We start from the raw sequence: 18026 nt of genomic DNA, 5'->3' as shown, positions 1-18026 counted from the left end.
CCATGGCTCCGCGCCTGCTGGTGTTCGGCGATTCCCTCAGTTTCCACGGCCCGGACGGCCCGCTCGCCGCCGACGACATGCGCCTGTGGCCCAATATCGCCGCCGAAGCGCTCGGTGGCGGCGCGGACCTCGTGGCCGGGTTCGGCTGGACGGCCCGTGACGCCTGGTGGTCCCTGACCGGGGATCCGCGGGTTTGGGCCGATCTCCACCACGTCGACGCCGTCGTGCTCGCCGTCGGGAGCATGGACACGCTGCCCTCGCCGCTGCCCACCTACCTGCGTACCGGGCTGCGGTACCTGCGGCCCGACCCGTTGCGACGGGTGGTGCGCAAAACGTACCTGGCCGCTCAGCCCCGGCTCGCGATCGCCCTGCGAGGACGTCCGGTGGTCTTGCCCGCGAAGCTGACCGTCCAGTACCTCGACATGGCTGTCGGAGCCTTGCGGGTACTGCGACCGGAACTGCCGATTTTCGGCATCCTGCCGTCGGTCCACCGGTCGGACTCCTACGGTCGTGTGCACACCGCTCGCCCCGGTGCCGCCGCCGCCATCGCCGCTTGGGGGCGTCGCGCGGAGGTCCCGCTGCTGGATCTCGAAGCCGTCGTCGGCGACCACGTGCTGAGTGGCAGGGGTAATCCGGACGGAATGCACTGGGGCTGGGAAGGGCATGCCGCCGTCGGCGCGGAAATGGCCCGCCTGATGGCCCCGGTGCTGCGCCCCGCGGCAACGTAGGCTGGCTGCCGTGTCGGTCGCCGTAGTCACGGATTCCACCGCCCACCTGCCGGAAGGCTTCGCCGAACGGAACGGGATCCGGGTGGTCCCGCTGCACGTCCTCGTGGACGGCGTCGTCTTCCTCGACGGCGTCGAAATGGGCCCCGCGGCCCTGGCCGAAACGCTCGGCAAACGCAGCATCGTGACGACGTCGCGGCCGACGCCCGCGGAATTCGTGAAGGAATTTCGCGCGGCACTGGCCGAAGGCGCGGACGCCGTCGTGTCGGTCCATCTGTCCCGGGAGCTGTCCGGGACCTGGGAAGCGGCGGTGCTCGCGGCTCAGGAGGTCGGGCCGGACAGGGTGCGTGTGGTCGATTCACGCAGTACCGCGATGGGGCTCGGCTTCGCGGCTCTTCGTGCGGCGAGTGCCGCGGCGGAGGGGGCGGATCCGGCCGAGGTGGAAGCGGCGGCGGTCGACGCGGTGAGTCGCTCGGAGACCCTGTTCGCCGTCGAGACCCTCGAATATCTGCGCCGCGGCGGGAGGATCGGCCCGGCGGCCGCGCTGCTCGGCACGGCGCTCGCGGTGAAACCCGTGCTCCACATGTCCGAAGGCAGGATTCAGCCGCTGGAGAAGGTGCGGACGATGAATCGTGCCGTGGCGCGGCTGGTCGAACTGGCCGTGAAGGCGGCCGACGGCGGACTCGCCGACATCGCCGTCCACCATCTGGCCTCGCCGGAGCGCGCCGTCGAACTGGCCAACCGGCTGGAGGAGTCCATCAACTGCCCGGAGGGGTGCGTGGTGTCGGAGATCGGCGCCGTCATCGGCGCCCACACCGGCCCCGGTGTGCTCGGTGTCGTGATCCAACGGGCGGGCTAGGGAAACCCGCCAGCGTCCCATAACGCCCCGACGGAAATCGGCGGTCGGGTCCCGGCCGGGTCCGGGTTGTCCACAACACCCCACTTGTCCACAGCCCTGCGATTCGCCACTGCCGCCGTCCACCCCCGCTCCGTAGCGTCGTTCACGTGTTCGACCGAACCGCCCGTCCGCCGGGCTCCTCCGCCAACGCCAGGCTGGCGTGGCTGACCGCGCAGCTGTCGCCACCCACCCAGGGCCCGCCCGCGGGCAGGCTCGTGCGCCGCTGGGTACCCGCCCGGTTCACGGCGGACGGGGTTCCGGTGAAATGGCGGTGGTTCGCCGTGGCGGCCGTGCTGATCGCGGTGGCCGTGATCGTGACCGGCGCGGTCACTCTGTTCGGACACCGGCCAGGGGCGGAGACCCCGCCGCCCCTGCCGTCGGCCAAGGCCGCCGGAGACGCCCCCGCCGCGGCGGCCAAGGCGCCTTTGGTGGTCAGCGTCGTCGGCCGGGTGCTCAACCCCGGCCTGGTCACGATCCCTCCGGGCGCACGGGTCGCCGATGCCCTCACGGCGGCCGGTGGGGCACGGCCCGGAACGGATCTGACCGGGCTGAACCTGGCCAGGCGGCTCACCGACGGCGAGCAGGTGGCCGTCGGTGTCCCCGGACCGGCCGCGGCCGGTCCGGGGACACCGCCAGGGAAGCTCGACCTGAACACGGCCACGGCCGAGCAACTCGACACCCTGCCCGGGGTCGGCGAAGTGATGGCGAAGCGCATCGTCGACTGGCGGTCCGGGCACGGTGGGTTCACCACGGTCGAGCAACTCCGTGAAGTAGAAGGGATCGGCGAAAGTAAATTCAAGAAGGTCCGGGAACTGGTGTCCGTCGGATGAACCCGTCCGCCGATCCGTCCGAAGTGGACACCGCGTCGTGGCGAGGGCAGGACCTGCGGCTGGTACCGGCCGCGGCGACGGCCTGGCTCGGCACTCTTTCCGGGCTGCTCGGCGGCTGGTGGATCACGATGCTCTGCGGTGCGGCCGCCGCGGTGCTCGCGATCTTCGTCGGCGTCCGTGCCCGCCGGACGGCGTCCCGGTGGGTGACGGGCTTGGGCGCGCTCGCGGTTCTCGGCGCGCTCACGGCCGGTCCGGTGGCGCTGCGGATCCGGGCCGCCGAGCAGGACGACCTCCGTGCCGCCGCCGCACGGGGGAGCGCCGCCACCATGAGGGTGGTGGTCACCGAGCGGCCACGTCCGGTCCGCGGTGCCGGATACGCCGATCGCCGGGCAGGCACCCGCCTGGTGGTCATCGCCGCGACGGTGGACGCCGTGGTGGTGGACGGGCGAGGGGCGGATTCGGCCGGCCGGATCCTCCTGCTCGCTCCCGCCGAGGGGTGGACGGACCTGCTGCCCGGGCAGCAGGTCACCGCCTCCGGGCGGCTGGCCCCGGCAAAGGGAGCCGAACTGACGGTCGCGGTCCTCTCGGTGCGGGGCCCGCCGTCGGCGCTCGGACCGGCGCCCTGGTGGCAGCGAGCCGCGGAATCGCTGCGCGCCGGGCTCCGGGAGCTGTGCGCCGTTCTCCCGGAGGAGCAGGCCGGTCTCGTGCCCGGACTGGTCGTGGGGGACACGAGCGCACTGTCCCCTCGGGTCGAGCGTGAGTTCACGGACTCCGGTATGTCCCACCTGATGGCCGTGAGCGGTGGGAACGTGGCGATCGTCTGCGGCTCGGTCCTTCTCCTGCTGAGGGCGCTTCGGGTCGGGCCGCGGACATCCGCCGCCGCGGCCGCCGCGGGGCTCGCCGGGTTCGTGGTCCTCGCCGGACCCGCGCCCAGCGTGCTCCGTGCCGGAGTGATGGGTGCGGTCGGGTTGCTGGCGCTGGCACTGGGCCGCCGGGGTTCGGCGCTGCCCGCACTCGGGTTCGCCGTGGCGGGGCTGGTCGTGGCCGATCCCGCGATGGCCGCCGATTTCGGGTTCGCCCTTTCGGTGCTGGCCACGGCGGGGCTGGTACTGCTGGCTCCGCCGTGGGCCGAGTGGCTGGTCGGACGTGGCGTGCCGTCCGGCTTCGCCGAGGGACTGGCCGTCCCGCTGGCCGCGTTCGTGGTGACGGCACCGGTCATCGCGGGGATGGCGGGATCGGTCAGTCTCGTCTCGGTGGTGACCAACGTGCTCGCCGCGCCGGTGGTGGCCCCGGCCACCGTGTGCGGCGTGCTCGCCACCGTCATCGGGCCGTGGTGGCCTTCGGCGGGAAGACTGCTGGTCCGCCTGACCGAACCCGAGGCCGGCTGGCTCATCACCGTGGCCCGTCACGGCGCCCGTGCGCCGGGAGCGGTCGTGGAGTGGCCGGGCGGCTGGTGGGGCGGGCTCTTGGCGGCCGGCCTGCTCGTCGTACTGCTCGTCGTGATCCGACTGCGGTATGCCCGGATCCTGGTGGCGATCGCCTTGGCGGCCGGACTCCTCGTCTTCGTGCCGGCGCGGGTGCTCGCCCCGGCGTGGCCACCGGCATCGTGGAGTGCCGTCGCCTGCGACGTCGGGCAGGGCGATGCCGTGGTCCTCGCGACGGCCGAACCGGGAAGGGCGATCCTGGTCGACACCGGCCCGGAACCGGGACCGGTCGACGAGTGTCTGAGCAGGCTCGGCGTGGACCGCGTTCCGCTGGTCGTGCTGAGCCATCTGCACGCCGACCACATCGGCGGTCTCGAATCCGTCTTCGAGGGCCGGTCGGTCGGTGCGGTCGCCGTCGGTCCGGGACGGGCGCCCGCGTGGGCGTGGCAGCAGGTCGCCGACGAAACCGCGCGCCGTGGGATTCCCTTGCTGGAACTGGGGATCGGGCAACGGCTGGACTGGCCGGGACTGTCACTGGAGGTACTGGGGCCACGTTATGTCACACGGCGATCAGTCCTCGAGCAGGACGGCACGGTGATCAACAACGGGTCGGTCGTCCTGCGTGCCGGGACCCCGGCCGGCCGGTTGCTGCTGACCGGCGACGTCGAACTCGCCGCGCAGGCCGACCTGATGGCGGAGGGGGTCGATCTGCGTGCCGAGATCTTGAAGGTGCCGCACCACGGAAGCCGTTACACGGCACCGGATTTCCTCAACGTCGTCGCGCCGAGGGTAGCGTTGGTGAGTGTCGGCGCCGGAAACACCTACGGCCATCCAAGTAAGTCCACTTTGGACAACCTGGCCGCTGTCGGTGCTTTGGTCGCCAGGACGGACACGGATGGCGACACCGCGGTCGTCGCCGACGCGCGAGGTCTCGCCCTGCTGCGCCGGGGTGAGCCCCGCGGCCCGCCTCGTTCCTGAGGCGGGCCGGCGGGATCTCAGATGCCGAGTGCCTCGCGGACAGCGTCGGCCGAAGCGCTGACGGTGGCCTTCGGGCCGACCTTGTCCTCGATGGCGTCGAGGGTTTTGAGGCCGTCGCCGGTGATCAGCAGCACGATCTCGGCGTCCGGGTCGAGCTTGCCGGTCTCGATGAGCTTCTTGGCCGTCGCCACGGTGACCCCGCCGGCGGTCTCGGTGAAGATGCCCTCAGTGCGGGCGAGCAGCCGGATGCCTTCGACGACTTCTTCGTCGGTGACGTCTTCGATCGCTCCGCCGGTGCGGTTGACCACGTCGAGGACGTACGGGCCGTCGGCCGGGTTACCGATCGCCAGCGACCGGGCGATCGTGTCCGGCTTGACCGGCTGGACGACGTCGTGGCCCGCGCGGAACGCGGCCGAGACGGGGGAGCAGCCGGTGGCCTGCGCGCCGAACACCTTGTACGGCGTTTCCTCGACGAGGCCGAGCTGTCCGAACTCGCGGAAACCCTTGTCCACCTTGGTGAGCTGGGAACCGGAGGCGATCGGCACCACGATCTGCGGGGGAAGGCGCCAGCCGAGCTGCTCGGCGACCTCGAAGGCCAGTGTCTTGGAGCCTTCCGAGTAGTAGGGCCGGACGTTCACGTTGACGAACGCCCAGCTCTCCTGCTCCGCAGCGAGCTGGGTGGCGAGCCGGTTCACGTCGTCGTAGTTGCCGTCGACCGCGATCAGGTCACCGTCGTACACGGCGGTGGTGAGGATCTTGGCGCGTTCGAGGGTCTTCGGGATCAGCACGACCGACCGCCAGCCCGCGCGGGCCGCCGCGGCGGCGACCGCGTTGGCCAGGTTGCCGGTCGACGGACAGGCGAGCACCTCGAACCCGAACTCGCGCGCGGCCGCGAGCGCGACGGCGACCACGCGGTCCTTGAACGAGTGGGTGGGGTTGCCGGTGTCGTCCTTGACCCAGATCTTCTTGACGCCGAGCGCTTTCGCCAGCCTGTCAGCCTGGACGAGCCGGGTGGCGCCGGGTTCGGTGTTGGGGATTTCTTCGACGTTCGAGGGAACGGGAAGGAGTTTCTTGTAGCGCCAGATGTTCTTCGGCCCCGCTTCGATGTCCTCGCGGCGCACGCGGCCGAAGTCGTAGGCGACCTCGAGCGGCGAGAAGTCCTCGGCGGAAACGAATTCGGGGGCGAGCGGCTGCCGGTGTCCCTCTTCCTTCGACACCAGTTCGACGGCCGGTCCGAGATCCGGGGTCTTGGTGGTGGAGGTCGTGCCGAGGGTTGCGGTCATCGCGAGGTCCTTTCCTCATCTGCCCCGCCGAGGCGGGCCGGAATTGGCACCGTGTTCGTCAGCTATCCCACGATCGCGGGATGACAGGCTGACGCCGGTTGCCGGGGCTTCATCGGGCCGTTCCCTCTGCCCCTCTGGATGAGCGGTATTCACTTGTCGGCACGCGCATGATCGCGTCGCCTCGCTAACACCGTACGACATGGGGCTCGCGTGGGGCCACCGTGCCCGGAACACATCACCGGACAAAGCACACGAGAGGAGGAGTGGCAGGATCGTCACCGTGACGACGCAAGCTTCCGCCCCATCGCCGCTGGTCCTGGTCCTCGGTGAGGAAGAGCTGCTGATCGAACGCGCGATCCGTGGCGCTTCTGACGCGGCCAAAGCGGTCGACCCGACGGCGGATCTCAGCCGGATCCGGGTGTCGGACCTCACAGTCCCGGCACTCGCGGAGATGGTCAGCCCCTCACTGTTCGCCGAGGCCCGGGTCATCGTCCTCGAATCCGCGCACGACATCTCACAAGAGCTCGCCGATGGGGTGATGGCCTACATCAAGGCGCCCGCCGACGGCATCGTCCTCGTCGTCGTGCACAGCGGAGGCGGCCGGAGCAAGGCCGCCAAGGCGCTCCCCGCTGCCTTGAAGAAGGCAGGCGCGGAAGTCGTCGAGTGCTCGAAACTGACCAAGCCCGCTGAGCGAGAGTCCTTTGTCCGCAACGAAGTCCGCCGGGTGGGCGGAAAGATCGACGGACCGGCCGTGCTCGCGCTGATCGACGCGGTCGGCTCGGATCTGCGCGAGTTGTCCTCGGCCGCGACACAGCTCGTCGCGGACTCCGGGGGAGTGGTCGACGAGCAGGCGGTCCGCCGCTATCACCGGGGCCGCGCGGATGTGAACGGGTTCGCCGTCGCCGAGAAGGCCGTGGCCGGTGACAAGGCGGCGGCGCTGGAGTCACTGCGCTGGGCGATGCAGCTCGGCGTCCCGCACGTACTGGTCGCGGACGCCCTCGCCGACGCGGTCCGGACGATCGCACGGGTGTCCGGCGCCGGTCGCGGGAACCCGAACCAGATGGCGGGCGAGCTGGGGATGCCGCCGTGGAAGGTGCGCAAGGCCCAAGGGCAGGCCCGCGGCTGGGGGCAGGACGGTCTCGCCACCGCGATGCGGATCGTCGCCCGGCTCAACGCCGAGGTCAAGGGGGTCGCGGCCGACCCGGAGTACGCGCTGGAACGCGCCGTGCTGGAGGTCGTCGACGCACACGGCACCAGTCGCTGAACATGGCGAAGGGCCCCGGCGACTCGCGTCACCGGGGCCCTTCGAAAGCCGATCAGAGAGAGTTCGCGCGCTTCGCGAGCGCGGACTTCTTGTTGGCGGCCTGGTTGGCGTGGAGAACGCCCTTGGTGACGGCCTTGTCCAGCTTCTTGGCCGCGTCCTTCTGCAGCTCGAGGGCCTTGGCCTTGTCGCCGGCGTCGGCGGCCTCGCGGAACTTGCGGATCGCGGTCTTCACCGAGGACCGGATCGCCTGGTTGCGCTGACGCGCCTTCTCGTTGGTGGTGATGCGCTTGATCTGCGACTTGATGTTGGCCACGGGGGCGCTCCTCTTGATCTCTCGGTGGTTTCACCGCCGCGCTGTGACTTGGCCCTGCGCGCTCGCGAAAGCGGCGCGGGTTTCCTCCATGACGGAATGCCACACGGCGATGAAGAGCAAGCTTAACAGCCGTCCCGAGGCGGATCGCGGCCGCCTCCGGACGGGTGCTTGCGGTACGGTGAAGATCGTAGTGCCTAGGGTTCCGCCGCCTGCCCGTTCCGCGCAGCACACAATCAGGGCAGGTGGGGCAGGTCCGAGCGGCACCATCGGCGGGGCCGGAAGCGCCGCCGTTCATCTGACGGGACAAAAGCCTGGAGGACCGGGTTTTCCGCATGCGCGGAAAACGTGAAAGGTCCCCAGTGAACGCCACCGCCCTGTCCCTTGTCCTCGCCGCCGCCGTCATCCACGCCGGCTGGAACCTGGCCGCCAAGAGGATCCGCAGCGGCGGAGCCCGGTTCGTGTGGGCCTATTACAGTCTTTCCGCGGTTCTGCTCGCCCCCGTCGTGGTGATCTCGCTGGTCGTGGAGCCGCAACGTCCACAGTGGACGTGGTTGCTCGCCTCGGCGGTCACCGCCGTGTTGCACGTCACCTACGGAGTCGTCCTCCAGCGGGGTTACGCCGTCGGCGACCTCTCCGTCGTGTACCCACTCGCCCGCGGTACCGGGCCGCTGATCTCGGTGCTCGCGGCCGTGGTGCTGCTCGGCGAGCGGCCGGGTCCACTCGGTCTCGTGGGGGCGTTCCTGGTGGTGGCCGGGGTGCTGGTCATCGGGACCGGACGGTCCCCGGCGCACGCCGACGCCGCGGATCGCGTCGCTCGCCGCAAAGGCGTGGCGTACGGGCTGCTGACCGGGCTCACTATCGCCGCGTACACGCTGTGGGACGCGCATTCGGTCACCGGTCTCGGTGTCCCGCCGATCGTCTACTTCGGAACCGGCGCGGTCGTGCAGAGCCTGATGATGGCGCCGTACGCACTGAAGGACCGTGAAGAGCTCTCGTGGCTCTGGCGCGAGCACAAGCGTGAAGTGCTTCTCGTCGGCCTGCTCTCGCCGGTCGCCTATCTGCTGGTCCTCTACGCCCTTCAGATCGCTCCCGTGAGCCTCGTCGCACCGGCGAGGGAGCTGAGCATCGTCCTTGGCGGCTTGGCCGCCTGGCTGGTGCTGGGAGAGGCGAACGCCGTCCGCAGGCTGGCCGGGTCGGTGGTGGTGCTCGCGGGTATCACCGCGATTGCGATGGCCTGAACGCATCCGGTAGGGATTGAGCCATGGACGTGTTGAGCAGCAGGGTGCTGATCCACCCGAAGGATCTCGATGTGTCGACGGCGTTCTATCGGGACACCCTGGGCCTGGCCATCGACAAGGAGTTCCCCGGCGGAACGGTGTTCTTCGCGGGGAACGGATCGATCGAGATCGTGGGGACCGGGAAGACCGGTCCGACCCCGGACGTCGCCTTGTGGCTTCAGGTCCGGGACCTGACGGCGGCGCTGGAGGAACTCGCCGCGAAAGGGCTGGAACCGGTCCGCGAAGCACGGCGTGAACCGTGGGGCCTGGACGAGGCGTGGATCGCCGATCCGGACGGCACCAGGATCGTGCTGGTCGAGGTGCCGCGTGAGCATCCCTTGCGCACCGATCCGCGTTAGATCGCGGGTTTGACCGCGCGGAGCTGAGCGGCCAGGGACGCGCCGAACCCCGGCGGTTCCCAGGTCCAGGTCTGCAGGTCGGTGAAGCCGGCCGCGGCCGCCTCGTCGGCCAGTTCGTGCCGTGACACGGGCAGCCATTTCTCGTGCGACGACAGCAGCAGCCTGCCGCCGGGCCGGAGCACGCGGAACAGCTCGGTGAACCCGGCCGCCCTGTCCTCCCACAGCTGCACGTTGTTGACGCTCATGACCACGTCGACGCTCTCGTCCGGCGCGCCCGTTGAGTCGGCGGTACCACTGCGCAGTTCCACCTTGTCGCCGCACCGGCGGCGGGAGCGGGCGATCATCTCCGCCGACGGGTCGACGCCAATGGCGCGGGCGGCGCGTTCGGCCGCGGCCTGCAGGCCGACACCCGGGCCGGGGCCCACGACCAGGGCGGTTTCGCCGGGCTCGATCGCCGCCAGTTCGACGACACGAAGTTCGGTGGCGGCGTTGCCGCGCTCCATCGCCAGACCGCCGAACCGGCCGAGCAGCCCCCTGGGACGGCCGAAGGTGCGGTCGAGCATTTGGGCCAGTGAAGTACTCATACTTCGAGGGCACCACAGCTCACCAAGGCCCGCATCGGGGATGACCCCCACTCCCACCCGGAGCGGCATGGGACCATAGACGTGGCACACCCCGACCTTCGCGAGGAAACCCGTTGACGACGTTCGCCGACACCACGTTCACGCCCCCGGAGCTCATCCGGAACTTCTGCATCATCGCGCACATCGACCACGGCAAGTCGACCCTGGCCGACCGGATGCTGCAGCTCACCGGCGTGGTCGAGGAGCGGGCGATGCGCGCGCAGTACCTCGACCGGATGGACATCGAGCGCGAACGCGGGATCACGATCAAGGCACAGAACGTGCGGCTGCCCTGGAAGGTCGACGGGCAGGACCACGTCCTGCACATGATCGACACACCGGGACACGTTGACTTCACCTATGAAGTCTCCCGCGCGCTCGAAGCGTGCGAAGGCGCCGTCCTGCTGGTCGACGCCGCGCAGGGGATCGAGGCGCAGACGCTCGCCAACCTGTACCTCGCGCTGGAGAACAACCTCCAGATCATCCCGGTGCTCAACAAGATCGACCTGCCGTCGGCGGATCCGGACAAGTACGCCGCCGAGATCGCGCACATCATCGGCTGTGAGCCCTCGGACGTGCTGCGCGTGTCCGCCAAGACCGGCGTCGGAGTCGGTGAACTGCTCGACGCGGTGGTGAAGCAGGTGCCCGCACCGACGGGCGACGCCGACGCCCCGGCACGGGCGATGATCTTCGACTCGGTCTACGACACCTATCGGGGCGTCGTCACCTACATCAGGGTCGTCGACGGCAAGATCACGCCGCGTGAGCGGATCAAGATGATGTCGACCGGCGCCACGCACGAACTCCTCGAGGTCGGGATCATCTCGCCGGAGCCCAAGGCCAGCAAGGGCCTCGGCGTCGGTGAGGTGGGCTACCTCATCACCGGGGTGAAGGACGTCCGGCAGTCGAAGGTCGGTGACACCGTCACCTCCGAGCGCAGTGGCGCGAAGGAGCCGCTCGCCGGCTACCGGGAGCCGAAGCCGATGGTCTACTCCGGTCTGTACCCGGTGGACGGTTCGGACTACCCGGACCTGCGCGAGGCCTTGGACAAGCTCCAGCTCAACGACGCCGCGCTCGACTACGAGCCCGAGACGTCGGTGGCGCTCGGCTTCGGCTTCCGCTGTGGTTTTCTCGGGCTGCTGCACCTGGAGATCACCCGCGACCGCCTGGAACGCGAGTTCGGCCTCGACCTGATCTCCACCGCGCCGAACGTGGTCTACGACGTCGTGCTGGACGACGGCAAGGAAATCCACGTCACCAACCCCTCGGACTGGCCGACCGGGAACAAGATCGACAAGGTGCTCGAACCGGTCAGCAAGGTGAGCATCCTGGCGCCGTCGGAGTTCATCGGCACGATCATGGAGCTGTGCCAGAACAAGCGCGGCACGCTGCTCGGCATGGACTACCTGTCCGAAGACCGGGTCGAACTGCGGTACAATCTGCCGCTGGGCGAGATCATCTTCGACTTCTTCGACACGCTGAAGTCGCGGACGCGCGGTTACGCGTCGCTGGACTACGAAGAGGCAGGCGCCCAGGCGGCGGACCTGGTCAAGGTGGACATCCTGCTTCAGGGTGAGGGTGTCGACGCGTTCTCCGCGATCGTGCACAAGGACGATGCCTACAACTACGGCAACCGCATGGTGAACCGGCTTCGCGAGCTGATCCCGCGGCAGAACTTCGAGGTGCCGATCCAGGCCGCCATCGGGGCCCGCATCATCGCCCGCGAGACCATTCGCGCGATCCGCAAGGACGTGCTCGCGAAGTGCTACGGCGGTGACATCTCGCGTAAGCGCAAGCTGCTGGAAAAGCAGAAGGAAGGCAAGAAGCGGATGAAGACCGTCGGCCGCGTCGAGGTCCCGCAGGAGGCCTTCGTCGCCGCACTGTCCACTGAGGACAGCGGCAAGAAGAAGCAGTAAAAGCTGACTGAAAGGCCGCCCGGATCGCAATCCGGGTGGCCTTTTTCGTGTCAGCGATTACCGCTGATGCGGTCCGCTGTGACGAAGACGGCGACGCGGCGTTCGGCGGCCATCACGCGGTCGTACTCGTCCCAGTCGTCGTGTGTCCCCGTCGCCGCGACGAAGACATCGCGCAGCAGCTGGGGGAGCCCGGCCGGGTCGAAGTCCGGGTCCGGGTCGTCCGGGCCGACGAGGTGGACGGCACCCTGGACCGCCGCCCATTCCCAGCCTCGGCGGAAGGTGATCGTGGCGTGGCCCGCCCGGCGGAACAGGTCGAGTTTCTTCGCCCCGCCCACCGCGACGAACCCGACTCCCGGAGCTTTCGTGACCGGGTCTTCGATCACCCCGGCGTTCACCACCGACGAATGCACGGTGCCGTCCGCGCGGACCGTCGAAACGGTCGCGAGTCCGTTTTCGCGCAAGGAAAGAGCGCGGACGAGTTCGAGATCAGCAGCCATGGTTCCACCGTAACCCGCTCGACCCGGTGAACGGGCCGAGCGGGCGAACGGAGGAGGTCAACAGGTGCCGTCGTCGCGCCAGACACCCCACTGCCCGGTGGTGCCGGGCTCCTCGCCTTGCGTCCACCATTTCGCGTACCACTTGTGCGCGTTGTGGGAGACGTTCGTGCCACCGGTGTAGGCCGACGCGCGGTCCCAGGCCGGGAGGGTGCAAGTGCCCGGGTTGGTGGAGCCCGTCTCCCATGGCACCTGACTCGACGCGTAGTAGCCGATGCTCTGTGCCTGCCATCGCGGGGCCTGCGCGCCGAGGCGTACGCGGAAGGCGTTCCAGTCGTGTTTCGACCACGGAGACCAGCCGAGTTCGGCGTGTGCCGGAAGCCTCGGGAACGCGAGGTAGTCGATGTTCGCCGGCGTCACCACAGTTTCGGTCCACAGCGGGGATTCGACGCCGCGGACGGCCGATTCGGGCACTCCGGAAAGGTACGCGCCCGGGTTCCAGTTGTAGGCGTCCTGGACCTCGATGTAGCCCGCCCACGAGAGCCCGATCGGCGTGCTGGAGTTGTACTTCATGTCCAGGTAAGCCTTGTTCGCCGGGGACAGGATCACCTTGCTCCCGCGGGCGACGGCGTTCGAGACCTCGGTGCTCGAGGTGGTCGTTCCCCAGAACTGCGGGGTCGCCGTGGCGGGCAGGGTGGCCTTCCCGATCTCGTGCCAGCCGACGACCTGTTTGCCGGCCGCGGCCACCATCGGCAGCACGCGATTCATGAAGGTGCGGTAGTCCGCGTCGCTGGTGGCCTGGGCCTCGTCGCCGCCGAGATGGAAGTACGGCCCCGGTGTCAGCGCGGCGATCTCCCGGATGACGTCGTTGACGAAGGTGTAGGTGATCTCCTTCGAGATGCAGAGCGAGCTGTAGCCGACAGCGGTGTCGGTGCGCAACGGGGGAGCGGTGTTGTCGCAGTTCAGCTCGGCGTAGGACGCCTGGGCGGCGTTGGTGTGCCCGGGCATGTCGATCTCCGGGATGACCGTGATGAACCGCGAAGCCGCGTAGTTCACGATCTCGGTGTACTGCGCCTTCGTGTAGTAGCCACCGGCGCCGCCGCCGACCTGAGTACTGCCTCCATAGGTGGCCAGGCGCGGCCAGCTGTCGATCTGGATCCGCCAGCCCTGGTCGTCGGCCAGATGCAGGTGCAGGTTGTTGATCTTGTACTGCGCCAGCTGGTCGATGTATCGCTTGACGGTCGCGACGGGGTGGAAGTGCCGGGCGACGTCGAGCATGGCGCCTCGGTAGCCGAAGCGCGGGTGGTCCAGGATGTCGGCGCCCGGGATCGTCCAGGGACCGTCCTGAACGGTGGAGCTCTCGACCTTGCCGGGCAGGAGTTGCCGCAGGGTTTGGACGCCGCCGAAGAGGCCCTGTGCCGTCGTCGCGCGCAGAATGACCGAAGCGGATCGTGAGCTCAGCTGATAGCCCTGGTCGCCGACGCTGGGGTCGGCGCCGGACAGCAAAAGCGAGATGCCATCGGTGGGTGTGCCCGAAGGCATGTCCGACACGGGCAAAGCGAAACCGGTCGACTTGCGCAGGACGTCGGCCAGGTAGTCGCCGACAGCTTTGGCGGGCGCCGAACCGGCTTGGGTGTAGATCTTCGTGTTCGCGGTCAGGATGTGGTCGGAGCCGGTGACGGCTTGGACCGAAACCGGTGCGGGGACGATCGCCTGCAACGGTGGAGTGGCCGCGTCGGCGACAGGGGCGGCTGCGGTGGTGGCGCCGGCGAGCAGCGCCACCCCGACGACGGCGCGGCCCAGCCGCGCTCTCAAGCTCTTCACCGGGGACCTCCAGGTGGCAGGGGATAGGTGACCTGCGTCACGACTGCCTCGATCGTCGCATTTTCGGCGTTAAAGGTCTAGACCACCATGAAGGAACCTGTGCGGTAGCCGAACGTCACATTCCGTATCGCCAGGGTGGGACTATCGTCGGAATCGTGTTCGAAGAGCTGCGTTTCCCCGTGATAGCGGCCCCGATGGCCGGTGGCCCGACCACTCCCGAGCTGGTGGCGGCGGTGACCGCGGCGGGAGGCTTCGGCTTCCTCGCAGGCGGATACCTGAGCTCCGAGGCCCTCGCGGACAGAACCGCGAAGACTGCCGAGCTGATCGGTGAACCCTTCGGCGTGAATCTCTTCATCCCGGGTGACGCCGCTTCGGCGGACCTCGGTGGCCACGTTCAGCGTTGGCGGGCGGAGGCGGAGCGCCATGGCGTCGAGCTCGGCGAGCCGCGGTGGGACGACGACGCCTACAGCGCGAAGCTGGAGGTCGTCTTGGAGCGGAAGGTGCCGGTGATTTCCTTCACCTTCGGCACGCCCTCGCCCGAGGACGTCGAACGTCTGCATGTCAACGGGAGCAAGGTGGCCGTCACCGTCACCAGCCCGGTCGAGGCCGATCGGGCCGTGGCGGTCGGCGCGGACGCGCTCGTCGTCCAGGGATTCGAAGCCGGAGCACATCGAGGGCTCTTTGCTGACGAGCCCGGCACCGAAGGCGGGGGAGCGCAGTACGGCGTGCTCAGCCTGCTTCGCCTGGTCTCGGCGCGGACCGACCTGCCGCTCGTCGCGACCGGAGGACTCGTACACGGCGCCGACATCGCCGCCGTACTGGCGGCGGGCGCGGTCGCGGCTCAGCTGGGCACCGCGTTCCTGCGTGCGGACGAAGCCGGTACCCAGCCCGCGCACCGGCAGGCGCTGGCGGACGGCGGCAGGCCGACCGCCTTCACCAGGGCGTTCAGCGGTCGTCCCGCCCGTGCGCTGGTCAACCGCGCGGTCACGGACTTTTCGGCGACCGCGCCATCGGCCTACCCGGAGATCAACAACCTGACCAAACCGGTCCGCGCGGCGGCGGGGAAGGCGGGGGATCCGGAAGTGATGTCGCTCTACGCGGGGCAGACTTACGAACTCGCGGGCTCCGGCCCGGCGGCGTCGATCGTCGAACGCCTCCAGGCCGAAGCCCGCGAAGCCGCTACGCGTTTGAGTCGTCTCCGCTGACCTGTTTCGCGTCGCCGTTGTTCGCGTTCAACGCGGAGTGACGGCGGCTGTAGGCGAAGTAGATGATCAGGCCGAGGCCGAACCAGGCCGCGAACCGCAGCCAGGTGTGGTAGTTCAGGAACGTGATCAGCCAGATCGAGAAGACGACGCCGATGATCGGCACGACCGGCATGCCCGGGGTCTTGAAGGACCGCGGCAGGTCGGGCTGCTTGTAGCGCAGCACGATCACCGCGATGCAGACGACCACGAACGCGAGCAGGATGCCGATGTTGGTCAGTTCGGCCGCTTCACCGATGGGCAGCAGACCCGCGATGACCGCCGACGCGATGCCGAGCACCCAGGTCATCCGGCTCGGCACCTTGCGCACCGGGTGGGTCTTGCCGAACCATTTCGGCAGCAGACCGTCGCGGCTCATCGAGTAGCCGACCCGGCTCGCGCCCATGAGGAAGGTGAACAACACCGTGGTGATGCCGATGATCGCGCCGACCGCGATGATCAGGCCGAGCCACTTCATCCCGATACCCGCGAAGGCGCTGGAGAACGCGGCTTCGCTGTCGATGTCCTTGTAGTTGACCATGCCGGTCAGGACCAGGCAGGCCAGCACGTAGAGCACCATCGAGATGGCGAGCGAGTAGATGATCGCCTTCGGCATGTGCTTCTGGGAGTCGGTCGATTCCTCGGCCGCGGTCGACATGGCGTCGTAGCCGAAGACCGCGAAGAACACCGTCGCCGCGCCTGTGAAGGCGCCGCTGAGGCCGAACGGGAAGAAGTTCGAGTAGTTGTCGGTGTTGATGTGGAACACGCCGACGACGATCACCAGCAGGACCAGCGCGACCTTCAGGTAGACCAGCAGTGTCTCGAACCGGGCCGCGTTCTTCATGCCCTGGTTGAGGATGAAGGCGATCAGCAGGCACAGCAGCACGGCGAACAGGTTGACCTTGTACGAGCCGGCCGCGATGTCGGCCTTCTCGGTGCCCGGAGCACCCAGCATCCACAACGGGAGCTTGATGTCGAGATAGCCCAGTAACTCGTTGAAGTAGCCGGAGATGCCGATCGCGACCACCGCCACGATCGCGGTGTACTCGAGCAGGAGGTCCCAGCCGATGAACCAGCCGACGATCTCGCCCAGGACGGTGTAGCCATAGGTGTAGGCGGAGCCGGCACGGGGGATCAGCCCGGCGAACTCGGCGTAGGAGAACGCGGCGGCCGCGCTGGCGATTCCCGCGATGAGGAACGAGATGAGCACGGCGGGGCCGGCTTTCTCGTTCGCGACGGCACCGGCCAGGGAGAAGATCCCCGCGCCGATGATGCCGCCGACGCCGATCGCGGTCAGCTGGCGGAGGCCCAGTGTGCGTTGGAGCCCGCCGCCGTTGTCACTGAGTTCTTGGATCTGCTCGATCGGTTTGCGTCGGAACATCCCGGTTCCCGAGCCCAGGCTGCGCGGTGCGGACATCGTCGTCTCCCAACAGGTTGTGCCCTTCGGACTGGGTCACAGTCCGAAGGGCACCGTACTGGCAGACGGGACATCGCACCTATCCGGCGACGGTGTCCTCGCTCACTTCGGCGGCCGCGCGAGCCGCGACCTTCGCGGGCCTGGCCGCGCTGGCCGCGAAATAGTTCAGCAACTCCGAGATCTCGATGGGGTCGTCGAGCTGCGGGCAGTGGCCCCAGTCCTCGCGCACCATCAGCCTGCTGTGCGGCACCAACGCGTGCAGCTGCCGTCCGGACGCGGCGCTGACCAGCTTGTCCTTGCCGCAGACGACCACGAGGAGCGGGATGCGGACCTCTTCGAGCCGGTAGGCGTCCGTCAACTCTTCGACGAGTTGCCTCGCCTGCTCGAGCCGGGTGGTGGTGGAGCGGTAGTCCGGGAACAGCGACGTGAACCGGCGGACCTGCTCGGCGTCCGCGGTGGTGGCGTTGGCGTAGAGCAGCCGGGGCACGACCTGTTCGGCGACGGCCCGGACGACGAAGCCGGGGATGGGCAGCGGCAGGGCCGAGTACATCCGCAGCGGCAGGGGATAGCGGGCCACGGTCCGGATCAGCCAGCTGTCGACGAAACCGGGAGCGGCGATCGACACCACGCCCGCGACCGGCAGCCGGTGGTTCTCCGCGGCGCGCAGGCTCATCGTGCCGCCGAGTGAGTTCCCGGCGAGAACCACCGTGCCGAGTACGGCCTGCTCCTTGATCACGGCCGCGGCGAAGGCGTCCAGCTGCGGGAGCATCGGGCCCGGCCGCAGAGGCTGGGCGTCACCGAATCCGGGCAGATCGACCGCGACCGCCGGAACGCCGGCGGCCGCGAGCAGCTCCAGAACCGGGCGCCAGGTGTCGGCGCTGTCGCAATAACCGTGCAGCAGCACCAGTCTCGGTGCCTTCGGCTTGGCGTGCCCGCGCGCGGCCGTCCGCTTGCCGAGCACCCGCCGCGGGGCGCGGTCGGCGGATTCCACCGGCTGCGGCCCGACTTCGAGCACTCTGGTGCGGACACCGGCGTAGCGCCGGAAGGAGACGCGGATCGGGTCGGCGTCGGTGGTGTTCCGGCCCCCGGGGTCCGCCGGTTCGGGCCGCTGCGATGCGGTCATGCTTCAAGGCTAACCGCGAGAGGTCGGATTTTGGTCG

At 69.2% G+C, this 18026-nt stretch carries 16 protein-coding genes and 1 riboswitch; of the genes, 9 read left to right on the top strand and 7 right to left on the bottom strand.

From position 1 onward, the window contains the following. The first annotated feature begins 2 nt into the window (after window positions 1-2). The 4 genes from octT (at window position 3) to ACZ7KI_RS15095 (ending at window position 4855) form a co-directional block, all read left to right on the top strand. Window positions 3-728, top strand: coding sequence for a diglucosylglycerate octanoyltransferase (gene octT / locus ACZ7KI_RS15110; RefSeq protein WP_470273718.1), 726 nt, complete (start codon window positions 3-5; stop codon window positions 726-728). A gap of 10 nt (window positions 729-738) precedes the next feature. After that, window positions 739-1584 (top strand): DegV family protein, encoded by an 846-nt coding sequence (locus ACZ7KI_RS15105; RefSeq protein ID WP_470273717.1) that lies wholly within the window; start codon window positions 739-741, stop codon window positions 1582-1584. 146 nt (window positions 1585-1730) lie between these two features. After that, window positions 1731-2453, top strand: coding sequence for a ComEA family DNA-binding protein (locus ACZ7KI_RS15100; protein ID WP_470273716.1), 723 nt, complete (start codon window positions 1731-1733; stop codon window positions 2451-2453). Beyond that, a complete protein-coding gene (locus ACZ7KI_RS15095; protein ID WP_470273715.1) occupies window positions 2450-4855 on the top strand; it encodes a ComEC/Rec2 family competence protein in 2406 nt (801 codons plus the stop codon). Before ACZ7KI_RS15100 ends, ACZ7KI_RS15095 begins: the two co-directional genes overlap by 4 nt. Window positions 4856-4872: 17 nt before the next feature. Here ACZ7KI_RS15095 and thrC read toward each other — a convergent pair whose 3' ends face one another. Beyond that, entirely contained in the window at window positions 4873-6138 is a 1266-nt protein-coding gene (thrC, locus tag ACZ7KI_RS15090) for a threonine synthase (protein ID WP_465506358.1), read from the bottom strand. A gap of 12 nt (window positions 6139-6150) precedes the next feature. Next, window positions 6151-6283: riboswitch (SAM riboswitch) on the bottom strand. Window positions 6284-6418: 135 nt separating this feature from the next. Here thrC and holA point away from each other — a divergent pair. Next, on the top strand, window positions 6419-7402 hold the full coding sequence (gene holA, locus ACZ7KI_RS15085; protein WP_470273714.1) for a DNA polymerase III subunit delta: 984 nt from the start codon (window positions 6419-6421) through the stop codon (window positions 7400-7402). A gap of 52 nt (window positions 7403-7454) precedes the next feature. On the opposite strand, the gene rpsT is transcribed toward holA, so the two are convergent. Further along, entirely contained in the window at window positions 7455-7715 is a 261-nt protein-coding gene (rpsT, locus tag ACZ7KI_RS15080) for a 30S ribosomal protein S20 (RefSeq protein WP_007034798.1), read from the bottom strand. Between the two features lie 332 nt (window positions 7716-8047). Here rpsT and ACZ7KI_RS15075 point away from each other — a divergent pair, with 332 nt between their 5' ends. Together ACZ7KI_RS15075 and ACZ7KI_RS15070 are read left to right on the top strand one after the other, a co-directional pair. Then, the gene (locus tag ACZ7KI_RS15075) at window positions 8048-8953 is read left to right on the top strand and encodes an EamA family transporter (RefSeq protein WP_470273713.1); all 906 of its coding nucleotides are present in this window, start codon (window positions 8048-8050) and stop codon (window positions 8951-8953) included. Between the two features lie 23 nt (window positions 8954-8976). Next, window positions 8977-9351, top strand: coding sequence for a VOC family protein (locus tag ACZ7KI_RS15070; RefSeq protein WP_465506355.1), 375 nt, complete (start codon window positions 8977-8979; stop codon window positions 9349-9351). Here ACZ7KI_RS15070 and ACZ7KI_RS15065 read toward each other — a convergent pair. Beyond that, the gene (locus ACZ7KI_RS15065; protein WP_470273712.1) at window positions 9348-9935 is read right to left on the bottom strand and encodes a class I SAM-dependent methyltransferase; all 588 of its coding nucleotides are present in this window, start codon (window positions 9933-9935) and stop codon (window positions 9348-9350) included. The genes ACZ7KI_RS15070 and ACZ7KI_RS15065 overlap by 4 nt on opposite strands. 113 nt (window positions 9936-10048) lie before the next feature. Between ACZ7KI_RS15065 and lepA the strand changes: the two genes are divergently transcribed. Continuing rightward, the gene (gene lepA / locus ACZ7KI_RS15060) at window positions 10049-11890 is read left to right on the top strand and encodes a translation elongation factor 4 (RefSeq protein ID WP_470273711.1); all 1842 of its coding nucleotides are present in this window, start codon (window positions 10049-10051) and stop codon (window positions 11888-11890) included. A gap of 50 nt (window positions 11891-11940) precedes the next feature. Here the strand turns inward: lepA and ACZ7KI_RS15055 are convergent, their stop codons facing one another. Together ACZ7KI_RS15055 and ACZ7KI_RS15050 are read right to left on the bottom strand one after the other, a co-directional pair. Continuing rightward, a complete protein-coding gene (locus ACZ7KI_RS15055) occupies window positions 11941-12387 on the bottom strand; it encodes a pyridoxamine 5'-phosphate oxidase family protein (RefSeq protein WP_470273710.1) in 447 nt (148 codons plus the stop codon). A gap of 57 nt (window positions 12388-12444) precedes the next feature. Further along, window positions 12445-14208, bottom strand: a complete 1764-nt coding sequence (locus ACZ7KI_RS15050; RefSeq protein ID WP_470273709.1) for a family 20 glycosylhydrolase — start codon at window positions 14206-14208, stop codon at window positions 12445-12447. A gap of 155 nt (window positions 14209-14363) precedes the next feature. On the opposite strand from ACZ7KI_RS15050, the gene ACZ7KI_RS15045 reads away from it, so the two are divergent. Beyond that, window positions 14364-15413: a nitronate monooxygenase gene (locus ACZ7KI_RS15045; protein ID WP_470273708.1), complete on the top strand. Its 1050-nt coding sequence runs from the start codon at window positions 14364-14366 to the stop codon at window positions 15411-15413. Here the strand turns inward: ACZ7KI_RS15045 and ACZ7KI_RS15040 are convergent. Continuing rightward, entirely contained in the window at window positions 15388-16866 is a 1479-nt protein-coding gene (locus tag ACZ7KI_RS15040) for an amino acid permease (protein ID WP_470273707.1), read from the bottom strand. The genes ACZ7KI_RS15045 and ACZ7KI_RS15040 overlap by 26 nt on opposite strands. A 79-nt stretch (window positions 16867-16945) precedes the next feature. Next, complete coding sequence (locus ACZ7KI_RS15035; protein WP_470273706.1) at window positions 16946-17989, bottom strand: alpha/beta hydrolase; 1044 nt, start codon at window positions 17987-17989, stop codon at window positions 16946-16948. Window positions 17990-18026: the final 37 nt, after the last annotated feature.

It is taken from the genome of Amycolatopsis sp. NPDC039088 (assembly GCF_055598845.1).
Note: the sequence above shows the minus strand (reverse complement) of the source record. Positions and strands in the feature narration are given on the sequence as shown.